Raw genomic sequence first — 11,118 nt, 5'->3', positions numbered from 1 at the left:
AACTTATATCCTCCCCGAAACGCCCCGGCTTCTGAAGTACTAGCTGAAGCCGGGGCGTTAACTTTCCTGTTTTGCTGTTTTTTTCTATTTTACTCCAAGCTTCTCCAGTTCCTTTGCCGCCTGCTTCAGATCATGGAATTCAATGGCATGAATACCAAGCTTTCTTGCAGCCTCGCAGTTCTCCGGGCGGTCATCCAGGAAAACGCTCTCCTCCGGTTTTAAACCGAATCTGGAAAGAAGTGTCTCATAAATATCAGCTTCCGGTTTGATCTGCTGAACCTCACAGGAGAAAATCACACCATCCATATTTTTCAGAAAAGGCATTTTACCTGGTCTTGTCTGATCCAGCATGAATTGGCTGTAGTTTGACAGAATGTACAGATGATAGCCCTGGCTTTTCAGATAGCTGGTCCAGGTTTCGGCGTAATCCTTAATTCCAATTGTTTTTCCTGATTCTTCGATCACACGCTTTACATCCGCTTCGTACTCGGCCGGAAGTTCTGCGATAAACTGTTTCCGGTATTCTTCTTCAGGAAACAGGCCACGGTCACGCTCATTCCAGATCTGGCTCTTAAAAACCTTCTCAGCAATCAGCTTCTCTTCTTCTGCCGAAAAGTGGAACGCTTTCAGATAGCTTTCCCAATCATAGGAAACCAATACCTGTCCCACATCAAAAATTATGTTTTTCACTTCGCCTGCGACCTCCTTTTCCTCTTTCTTCAAAAGTTTATAAACCATAAGAAATACATAAGCCAGCACTGGCACCAGAATTACAGTACCTACTGCTGCCTTAAAATTCCCCTGTGCGTTGTCGCCGCTGCCAAAAGCAAAGATCATAGGCAGACAGCAAACTGCCAGTAAGACTACCACTCCCAGAATGGCAGCTGCACGTTTAAAATTTTTCATTCTTTATTCCTTTATAAAATCCGTTTTCTTTTTTGTCATCTAGAGCATCGAAAATTAAGTTTCTGCTATATTGGCGCAGCAAATAAAAATCAGACAAGTCAATATGGCAGTTACTTAATATTCGATGTACTAGATACAAGATACGCCGGAGAGAACCTCCGGCGCAGTCACATTTCAATTACCGATCACTCTGTAACCAGTAATGTATTCTTACTTACAAGCGTCTGATACGCAGCCGCTTTTTTCCAAATTATTTATTTCTGTAAATAATATCGTTTCTTCCTGGTCCGTTGGAAACCATGGTGATCGGGTATCCGATCTTCTCCTCGATGAATTCGATGTATTTTCTGCAATTCTCCGGAAGATCCTCATAGTTCTTTATTCCACGGATATCGCATTTCCATCCTGGAAGCTTCTCGATCACCGGTTTTGCTTTCTCAAGTCTGGCTGTGGTCGGGAAGTCTGTGGTAATCTCTCCGTCGATATCGTAAGCAACACAAACCGGGATCTCATCCAGATAGCCAAGTACGTCAAGTACTGTAAATGCCACATCTGTAGCCCCCTGAAGACGGCAGCCGTATTTAGATGCAACACAGTCATACCATCCCATACGTCTCGGACGTCCAGTGGTAGCGCCGTATTCTCCGCCATCACCACCGCGTCTTCTAAGCTCGTCAGCCTCTTCTCCGAAAATCTCGGAAACAAATGCACCGGCACCTACTGCGCTGGAATAAGCCTTGCTTACAACAACAATCTTCTGGATCTCATATGGAGGCACACCTGCTCCGATTGCACCATATGCTGCCAGTGTGGAAGAAGAGGTAACCATTGGGTAAATACCATGGTCAGGGTCTTTCAAAGTTCCAAGCTGTCCCTCAAGAAGGATCTCCTTGCCCTCTTTCAGTGCATTATTCAGATACAAGGAAACGTCGCATACATATGGTGCAACCATCTTCTTGTATTCCATCAGCTCTGCAAAAAGCTCATCAACGTTCAGAAGCGGTTTGTGGTATAAGTGCTCAAGAAGAACGTTCTTAGTTTCACAAACGCTTGCCAGTTTCTCCTTCAGGCGATCCTCGTCAAAAAGCTCATTTACCTGAAAACCGATTTTTGCATATTTGTCAGAATAGAAAGGTGCGATACCGGATTTAGTAGAACCGAAAGATTTGCCTCCCAGACGCTCTTCCTCATACTGGTCAAACAGAATGTGGTACGGCATAACCATCTGTGCTCTGTCAGAGATCAGAATCTTCGGTGCCGGAACACCTTTGCTTACAACCTCATTGTATTCTTTGAAAAATACAGGGATATTCAGTGCAACACCGTTGCCGATCACACTTGTGGTGTGTCCATAAAATACACCTGACGGCAGAGTGTGAAGTGCGAATTTACCATAGTCGTTTACAATGGTATGTCCTGCATTTGCACCACCCTGGAATCTAACGATAATATCAGCTTTCTCAGCGAGCATGTCGGTAATTTTCCCCTTACCTTCATCTCCCCAGTTTGCTCCAACTACTGCTTTGATCATAACTCAAATTCCTCCTGTGTCTGATCTGAATTTCATTAAAAAAGAAAACAACAACCTTTTATCATACATTAATCTCAGCTGTCATTCCAAGCATTTCCTTGTGGGAATCCAGAACCGGATTTACAACTTTTGCAATAAAGCTTTCGGTCTGCTCTTTGGCACGTCCCACATATTTCTTCGGATCCATGGTTTTCTGAAGCTCTTCCAGAGTCAGGTTAAATGCCGGATCGGCTGCGATCAGCTCAAGAAGGTTGTTGTCCTTACCTTCTACCTTAACATTCCTGCCTGCTTCCATGGAAAGCTCACGGATGCGCTCATGAAGCTCCTGACGGTCTCCACCTGCTTTTACTGCGTCCATCATAATGTTCTCAGTTGCCATAAATGGCAGCTCAGCCATCATGTGTTTCTCGATAACCTTCGGATAAACCACAAGGCCATCTACAACATTCAGGCACAGATCCAGGATTCCGTCAATTGCAAGGAAGCCTTCCGGTACGGAAAGACGCTTGTTGGCGGAGTCATCCAGGGTTCTCTCAAACCACTGGGTAGCAGAGGTGATGGCTGGATTCAGGGCATCTACCATCACATATCTGGAAAGGGAAGCAATACGCTCACTTCTCATCGGGTTTCTCTTATAAGCCATAGCGGAAGATCCGATCTGGGATTTCTCAAATGGCTCCTCTACTTCTTTCAGATGCTGAAGAAGACGGATATCGTTTGACATCTTGTGTGCACTTGCTGCAATTCCTGCCAGAACATTGACAACACGGGTATCAACTTTACGGGAATAGGTCTGTCCGGATACCGGATAGCATTCCTTGAATCCCATCTTGGCAGCGATCATCGGATCGATCTTGTCGATGGTCTCCTGGTCTCCTTCAAACAGTTCCAGAAAGCTTGCCTGTGTACCTGTAGTACCTTTAGAACCAAGAAGCTTAATGGTGCCAAGAACATATTCCAGATCTTCAAGATCCATCATGAATTCCTGTGTCCACAGTGTGGCACGCTTTCCAACGGTAGTTGGCTGTGCAGGCTGGAAATGGGTAAATGCAAGTGTAGGCTGATCTTTATATTTGTCAGCGAACTTGGAAAGCTCTGCAATTACGTTTACCAGTTTCTTCTGAACCAGTTTCAGAGCTTCTGTCATAACAATAATGTCTGTATTATCTCCTACATAACAGGATGTTGCTCCCAGGTGGATGATTCCCTTTGCTTTCGGGCACTGCACACCGTAAGCATATACATGGGACATAACATCGTGACGCACTTCTTTCTCACGGGCCTTGGCAACATCATAGTTGATATCGTCTGCATGAGCTTTCAGTTCATCAATCTGTTCCTGGGTGATGTTCAGTCCAAGCTCCTTCTCAGTCTCTGCCAGAGCGATCCAGAGTCTTCTCCAGGTGCGGAATTTCATATCCTGTGAAAAAATGTACTGCATTTCCTTGCTGGCATAACGCTCAGACAAAGGGCTTGTATATCTGTCTGTACTCATTCTTTCTCTCCTGTTTCTAAGTAAGTTTTTATCATTTACTTTGCGGATCAACTGTTTTTTCCACATACAAGGGGATTATATAACATCCAAAGATTTTAAGCAAGACCCTGATGGAATTTCGTGTTCACAATTTCACACTCTGAATTCCAAAAAATTTCTTTTTTGCCCTTTATCTTACAGATTTTCTGCCGCACATTTATTTCGTCTGTAGCCATACTTCCATTTCCGTATCCCGTCTCCAGGTTTTTCCGGCAGACGCATAATCCACCATCAGGAAGGTCTCTTCCCCTATGGTGACGTCAAACAGGCACTGATACTTCTTTTTCAAGTCGTAGGATAGTGCTTTTCTTGTATTCTCAATTTTCAAAGGTCTGTTCAGCGCCTCTTCTTTCCGGCAGTCCATAATCGTCCCTTCCTTTTCCTCCAGGCGCTTTTCTCTTGCCAGAACCAGCGGACCATATAGCACAGCCATTCTTCTGGCACTGTCGGCATCCTCCGGATTCTCCATTCCCCACAGGATTCTGGGGTTCATATCCAGATTTAATACAATCTCATCTCCATCTTTCCAGGTCCGCTTTAATGAAAAATATTTCTCTGCTTCCGGAAGAACGGTATCTTCATTATTTTCTGCCGTTCGCACTGTCAGCCTGCATGTCCTGGAAAATTCAGGAATTCGAAGCTCTGTTTCGAACCAGACCTCCTGAGTCATGCTCAGTTTCATGCGAATTTCCCCATTTGCCGGATACTTTGTTTTTATTTCCATTTGTACGGGAACACTGTCGATCAGAAACTCAAGTTTTCCCGGCATATACAGATTCATTCTTACCAGCCTGTCTTGCACTTCTGTCCCAAGAAGCGGGACAAGCGCTGTTCCAGCTGCTCCGATTGCAATGCAACAGCCGCAAAAAGCCTGGTTTTCCTCCATTGCCTTAAATCCTCCCACTGCACGGCCACGTATATTGGAGCTTAATGGACTATAACTGTCAAATGCGGGAATACAGCCATCTTTGTCTGCCGTATAACGGTCATACACCTGCCTGTAATAGGGTTCATCAAAACGGGTTTCCTCTCCACAGACTGCCTTTTCAAAATTAACAGAACCATAAAGTATATTAAATGCCGTTCTCTCAATTTCATCAATATATTTGATATCTCCTGTAAAATAGTACATTCTGCGCAGCAACCTCATCCAGGTAACTGATACGCAGGTTTCCAGCATGATTCCGTCATATTTTGTACCACTCTGCATAAGACTTCCATGATCCAGCAATTCGTTTTTGCAGCCAAGACCTCCCACTACCGTTCTCTCTGATTCCAGAAGCTTCGCTACAAAATTTTTTACAGCAATCTGCCATTTTTCTTCTTTGACAACAAGGGAATATTCCAGCAGACCTTCAAAGCAGGACATTAGCTCATATGCTTTTACAACCGGATATTCATAAGGATACAATTCATTCTGGTAAGCAGCTTCAAAAATGTTAAATTCCCGAGCTCCACCGCAATCTACAATATAAGCTGCAAAATCCAGATATTTTTTTTCATGCACAATGCGGTACAGCAGAACCACCGGCTCCAGAATAGAGCTGGAATTGATTCCCTGCCAGATATCAGAAGTTTCTGTAATCTTCTTTTTTCCAGATTCCTTTCCTACATGCGCCATAATATAATCCAGATGTCTTTCTGCTGACTGGATCACTTTTCTTTTTTTCTCTTCTTCTCTGCAGATATTATAATAACTGATCAGCCCCATAAGTACATATTTCCTGCCCCACATATCCCATCCCTGGAATTCTGCTTCTTTGCTGTATGTGGAAATTCTGCCTTCCTCATCCTGATAAAAAAGGAGCTGCTCCACAGACTCTGTGAGAATTTCATATAATTCTTCATCCCTGGTATAAAGATAAGTCTCACATGCACCACGCATAAGCTTACCCCAGTATTCCCCTCTCCAGCCAAGATCCTCATCATCTGGGCAGTTGGCAAACTGATCTGCTGTCAGTTTCCATAGGCTTCTGTTTTTCAGCTGCTCTTTTTCTACAAAACGCGCTGCTGCGTCTGCAATTCCGTTGTATTTAATTTTCATTATATTCTCCTTTATTTGGTTAAAAAGAGCCGTGAAAACTTTCACGGCTCTTAGATTTTTATGGCTATATTTATTTAAATGTTTCTGCTGCTGCCTTTGCATCCTCAAAGTTTGCCTGAACTTCTTCCAATACCTGATCATATCCCATTGCATTGATATCACTGATCATCTTTTCTCTCTGAGCTGCAAAAGCATCATCATCCTCGCAGGTAATAATTTTGGCAATATTTGCCTGTACATACTCGGATGCCTTGTTGCCAATTCTTGTAGCTTCATCAGATATAGGCTGCATTAAAGTTGCTGCCAGACCAACTGCCGGATCTTCATTATTTGTTTTTAATTTTCCTTCATCAACCAGCTGTTTATAAACCTCTCCCGGATACTGTGCTTTTCCGTCAGTATAATAATTGCAGAAATCCTTATCTATCTCTGTAACACTAGATAAAACATATTTCTTAGAAAGAGTTAAATCTACCGGTTCTCCATCTGCACACTGATTGGTTTCCCATAAAGGTGATAACCATTTATACTTGCCAATTCCCTGTACACCGTCAGTTGTATAGCCAGAATACTCTTTATCATTGCTGGTAAAGTTTTCAAGGCGCTTTCCGATCAGTTCCGGTTCTCCATCCACAACATCCCAGTCTTCGCCAGGAACTCCTGTACGTACCAGTCTTGCGCCTTCATCAGAGGTCATGAATTCAATCAGTTCCATTGCACGTTCCGGATATTCACAGTTCGCACTGATTACAAGTGCATTCGCAGCCTGATATCCTAACGGATTTGCATATGGATAAATCTGCATTGCATATGGGAAAGTACCAGGAATCATATACATTGCTGCATCTTCACCGCAGATATTTTTATCCGGCTGTGTCCAGTTATAATTACATACCAGAACCTCTCCGTTTTTAATTTTGTCATCATACTGACTGTTTTTCATGGTAAATGCTTCCGGATCCATAATGCCCATCCGATAAGCCTTGTTATAGAAGGAAAGAGCTTTCCACAATGGTCCGTCTTCTACCGTAAACATATCTTCAAATTCACCGGTTTCATTGTTTATGAACTGATTATTTCCTGAATTTGTATAGCCCATATCAAATGGGTAACTGATCATATAAGGCCAGATTCCCCAGTCAGACCAGCCAGACAATGCATAAACCTTCTTGCCGTCTGCTGTCGTCGGATGTGCATCTACCATCTGTTTTAAAACATCCAGATATTTGTCTTCAGTGCTGACATCCGGATATCCTAATTCCTTATAATAATCCCATCTTGTAAAAAATCCTACAAAGCCATTCTTATTTGGCAGATCTTTATTCTCTGTCTGAACATTTGTCGGAATAAAATAAGTACTTCCTCCGCCAATAATATCTTTTGAATACTTTAATGCATCCGGAAGTTTTTCTTTCAGATTATCTCCATTTTCTGCAAGCCAGTCATCCATGGCCCATAACGATCCTGCATCGATCAGATTTTTAACATCAATATCTCCGTTATGAAGTTCTACAATATCCGGAAGATCTCCACCGGAAGCCATCACTTTTAATCGATCTGTACTTACATTTGTATATTCCAGTACGATTCCCAGTTTTTCCTTAATATAGCGTCCTACTGCATCGTCTGTGGAAATGCCGTCCATTCCTGTTTCTCCCATGACTCTGAGAGTAATTACTTCCTTTTCTTCCCCTTCCTCAGCCTGCACTGCCAGGGCTCCGTTGCTTACCATAATTCCCCCAACCATCGCAGCACATAAGGTTGCAGATGTAACCTTTTTCCATAAATTCCTTCTCATTTCCTACCTCCTGTTTTCTTTTTTGGTGTTGCGCCGTGTTTTGTTTCTGTAAAAAGGATACCAAAAACAGAACACATCTTCCAGAAACAACCTTCCGATTTTTGGCATAATTCTATGCACATCTTATCCCCGTCACATTCCTGGTTTATGGAAAAAAGCCACGATTTTTATAACTATTTTACCATTTTTCTTCTTCATAAGGAATCCGGACCAGTACCTGGAAACCGTTCTCATTATCACTGCCAATTTCCACTCCGTTTTCCATGTCATAAAGAAGCTTGATTCTCTGATATATGTTTCTGAGCCCAATATGTCTGCCGTCATCCTCCATATTCAGAATTGCACGGAGCTTCTCACAGTTTTCCCTGCTTATTCCAATTCCATTGTCATATACGCATAATTCCAGGCAGTCCCTGGTTTTATACTCTTTTCTTTTCCCTTTTACGTATATCTGGAATTTTTTATGCTCCTGCATTTCTTTTTCTGCCAGACCATGAAAAAAAGAATTCTCCACAAGCGGCTGCAAAATAAATTTCGGCACCATAGCAGACATAAGTGAACTGTCTGCTTCTATACCAAGCACTGTTTTTTCACCGTATCTGTAATTCATGATCCTGCAGTAATTTTTGATATAAGTAAGTTCTTCCTCTACTGACCACTTGTTGCGTGTATCCCTGAAAATCGGCTGAACCATTTCCGCCAGTGCATCCATACAGTCCACAATATCATTTTCGCCTTTCACAATTGCCATCCATTTCACTGTATTCAGCGTATTATACAAAAAATGAGGATTGATCTGGGACTTCAGTGCGCGGATCTGTGCATCTCTTTTTGATTTTTCATTTTCCACATTTTTGCGGATCAGACTTGATATTTCCAGTGTCATTTTATTATAGCTGTTCACCAGAAGAGAGAACTCATCCCCATTCTCATGGTCTTGTTCCAAAACAATGCCGAACTGCCCGTTTTGTACCATTTTCAGCGCATCTATCACCTTTACAAAGGGCGTTGTCATATATTTCACCCAGAATACAAGAAATAAAATTGAAATGGTTACCGAAGCGACAATTGCCAGAATAAAAATTTCCTGAACATCCTGGATGTCTCCTAATATTTCAGATATTGGAGTTTCATTTACCAATGTCCAATTACAAAAGCCCACCGGATAACACAGGATCAGATTTTTACCGGATTCAAATATTTTTGGGGCAGCTTCTGGCTGCAGCATTAAATTTTCTTTTTCATCCCCTATCCCATATACATTTGTTTCTGAAACAGTCCTTCCAAACTGGTCGATCATATAGGTTTCCTCTGACCAGCCTCCATCTTGTGAAATTGAATTGTAATAGCTTACAAAATGTTCCAGATCCACATTCAACACAAGCCAGCCATATTTTTCTCCCCGGAAAATAGGCCTGCACACGCTCACATAATTCAACAGTTTCTGGTTATCCCTGTCATTTTCCACAAAATCACTGCTGTTATAGCCTCCATACCAGATTGGTTTTTTCTGTGGAACTGCGTTCCGGTTTTTCAGTCTCTCTGTGTAGAATTTCCCCCTTTTCTCACTGTTTTCAGAGGTAATGTTCCAGTTTCCGTCAGCAAATAAGGTTACATCTTCCGCATTATAAAAAACAATGGAATCAATAAAGCTGTACTCTGCCAGAATCGTGTCTGTCATGCTGAAAAAATCAATTCTTTGCTCTATCATGCTAGTTTGAGAGCCATGGGATACTACCAGGCTTGCCAGATCAGAACCATTTAAAACACGAAGGGCAACCTGGTCAACTTCTCTTCCAAATGTATCCAGGTTCTGTTCCAGCTGCTTATAAGATCTTAGAAGTTCCGTTTCTGTACGTGTTCTTAAGGCTCCCTTCACTCCCATATAAAGACCTATAAAGCTTATAATGATCACAAGCAGAAAGCTAATGGATACTGCTATTATCATTTTTCCAAAAACACTTTTATAAAATGGAATTTTTACTGTATCATCTTTTTTCATAAAATATTCCGCTTTCTGAAGCTGCCTGGATTCTTTCCGGAAACCTTCCGAAATATCTTGCTGAAATAGCTGTCGTCCCCAAAGCCAGTGAGTTCTGCTACTTCATGGGTTCTAAGATCGGTTGTGGCAAACAGCTCCTTGGCCTTTTCTACTCTCTGTTCTGTAATATAATCCACGAAGCCTACCTGCATTTCCTTTTTCCACATGCTGCTGAAATAGTTAGGACTTAAACATACAATTTCCGCAACCTGGTTCAAGGTAAGCTTGTCTGCCAGATGCTGGTCTATGTACTCTTTTGCTTTATAGATTTCAATACTTAACTGTTTCAAGTTCTGTGCTTTCTGATCTTCTTTTTGTTTTTCTGTTTCATTCTTCTTACATTCCTGGTACCTGTCGGAAAGCTCTGTCCAGGAACGTCCCACACCGCTGATTTTCCAGCAGACCTGCGCCATAATATGTTCCCGCAATACCCGGGCAATTTCCTTCAGGATCGTTTTCTGGTTATCCTCTTCCGTTTCTTCAATTAAAAGAAGATAATTTTTTTCATTCTCCCGGATCAGTTCTCCATTTTTATATTTTCCCAGTATTTCCTCTGTCATATTAAAGATCAGGAATTGGATCAAAGCTCCTTGTTCGTCTTTTGTTTTTTCACATACCTCTTTATAATTTGCAATTTCCATCCTGCAGATTCGGTATGATTTTTCCGAAACCTGAAAATCAAGCTTTTTTAACTGTTCCCGAAAAGTATTTTCATTAATCTGGTGATAAAAAACATACTGCCCGAATAAATCTGATTTATCCTGCACTGCTTTTGTTTCATTTTTGGAATCGGGATTCTTCTGTTCCAGTTCTTTACATACCTTCTCCATTGCTTTTTCAATCTCATCAGGTTTCATTTTTAGTTTTAAAATATAATCAGACACCCCTAGCTTCATAGCTCTCATCAGATAAGAAAATTCTTCATAACAGGTCAGTAGGACAATCCTGGTGCTCTGATCCTGTTCCCGTATTTTTTCGATCAGTTCCAGTCCGTCCATAACCGGCATTTTAATATCTGTCATAACAATATCCGGTTTTTCTTTCTCGTATATTTCCAGGGCTTCTTTTCCATTGGAAGCATCTCCAATTACATCCAGCCCCAGTTTTTCCCAGTTCACCATGGACCTTAATCCACATCTTACCAGCACTTCATCTTCCACAATAAGAATTTTTCGTCTTGTCATTTGCTCTCATTCCCACCCATACATTTTTTAACACAAATACCCCCTGCGTCAAATGATCTGTTCGTGGAACACTGCCAGCC

At 41.9% G+C, this 11,118-nt stretch carries 7 protein-coding genes; all 7 read right to left on the bottom strand.

The window, feature by feature from the left end; translation table 11 throughout:
* Nucleotides 1–84: 84 nt before the first annotated feature.
* A complete protein-coding gene (locus tag AB5642_RS05470; protein ID WP_118578516.1) occupies nucleotides 85–906 on the bottom strand; it encodes an HAD family phosphatase in 822 nt (273 codons plus the stop codon).
* 250 nt (nucleotides 907–1,156) lie between these two features.
* Complete coding sequence (locus tag AB5642_RS05465) at nucleotides 1,157–2,437, bottom strand: adenylosuccinate synthase (RefSeq protein ID WP_118578517.1); 1,281 nt, start codon at nucleotides 2,435–2,437, stop codon at nucleotides 1,157–1,159.
* 61 nt (nucleotides 2,438–2,498) lie between these two features.
* Nucleotides 2,499–3,932 carry an adenylosuccinate lyase gene (gene purB, locus AB5642_RS05460; RefSeq protein WP_118578518.1) on the bottom strand — a complete coding sequence of 478 codons (1,434 nt, stop codon included), beginning with the start codon at nucleotides 3,930–3,932 and terminating at the stop codon, nucleotides 2,499–2,501.
* A 196-nt stretch (nucleotides 3,933–4,128) separates the two neighbouring features.
* Nucleotides 4,129–6,015, bottom strand: a complete 1,887-nt coding sequence (locus AB5642_RS05455; protein WP_173719353.1) for a beta-L-arabinofuranosidase domain-containing protein — start codon at nucleotides 6,013–6,015, stop codon at nucleotides 4,129–4,131.
* Nucleotides 6,016–6,085: 70 nt separating this feature from the next.
* A complete protein-coding gene (locus tag AB5642_RS05450; protein ID WP_148461308.1) occupies nucleotides 6,086–7,813 on the bottom strand; it encodes an extracellular solute-binding protein in 1,728 nt (575 codons plus the stop codon).
* Nucleotides 7,814–7,991: 178 nt separating this feature from the next.
* Nucleotides 7,992–9,815, bottom strand: a complete 1,824-nt coding sequence (locus tag AB5642_RS05445; RefSeq protein WP_173719354.1) for a sensor histidine kinase — start codon at nucleotides 9,813–9,815, stop codon at nucleotides 7,992–7,994.
* A complete protein-coding gene (locus AB5642_RS05440) occupies nucleotides 9,812–11,038 on the bottom strand; it encodes a response regulator (RefSeq protein ID WP_173719355.1) in 1,227 nt (408 codons plus the stop codon). Before AB5642_RS05440 ends, AB5642_RS05445 begins: the two co-directional genes overlap by 4 nt.
* Between the last annotated feature and the right edge of the window lie 80 nt (nucleotides 11,039–11,118).

This window comes from Ruminococcus sp. 1001136sp1_2201st1_G3_2201SCRN_220225 (assembly GCF_040924365.1).
Taxonomy (GTDB): domain Bacteria; phylum Bacillota; class Clostridia; order Lachnospirales; family Lachnospiraceae; genus Blautia_A; species Blautia_A faecis.
The sequence above is the reverse complement of the archived record's forward strand: the minus strand, read 5'-3'. Positions and strand labels throughout refer to the sequence as shown.

Excerpts from the sequence above, each read along its gene's own strand:
- AB5642_RS05465 (WP_118578517.1), bottom strand. The coding sequence starts at position 2,437 with ATGATCAAAGCAGTAGTTGGAGCAAACTGGGGAGATGAAGGTAAGGGG.
- AB5642_RS05450 (WP_148461308.1), bottom strand. The coding sequence starts at position 7,813 with ATGAGAAGGAATTTATGGAAAAAGGTTACATCTGCAACCTTATGTGCT.
- AB5642_RS05470 (WP_118578516.1), bottom strand. The coding sequence starts at position 906 with ATGAAAAATTTTAAACGTGCAGCTGCCATTCTGGGAGTGGTAGTCTTA.
- AB5642_RS05445 (WP_173719354.1), bottom strand. The coding sequence starts at position 9,815 with ATGAAAAAAGATGATACAGTAAAAATTCCATTTTATAAAAGTGTTTTT.
- AB5642_RS05440 (WP_173719355.1), bottom strand. The coding sequence starts at position 11,038 with ATGACAAGACGAAAAATTCTTATTGTGGAAGATGAAGTGCTGGTAAGA.
- AB5642_RS05455 (WP_173719353.1), bottom strand. The coding sequence starts at position 6,015 with ATGAAAATTAAATACAACGGAATTGCAGACGCAGCAGCGCGTTTTGTA.
- purB (WP_118578518.1), bottom strand. The coding sequence starts at position 3,932 with ATGAGTACAGACAGATATACAAGCCCTTTGTCTGAGCGTTATGCCAGC.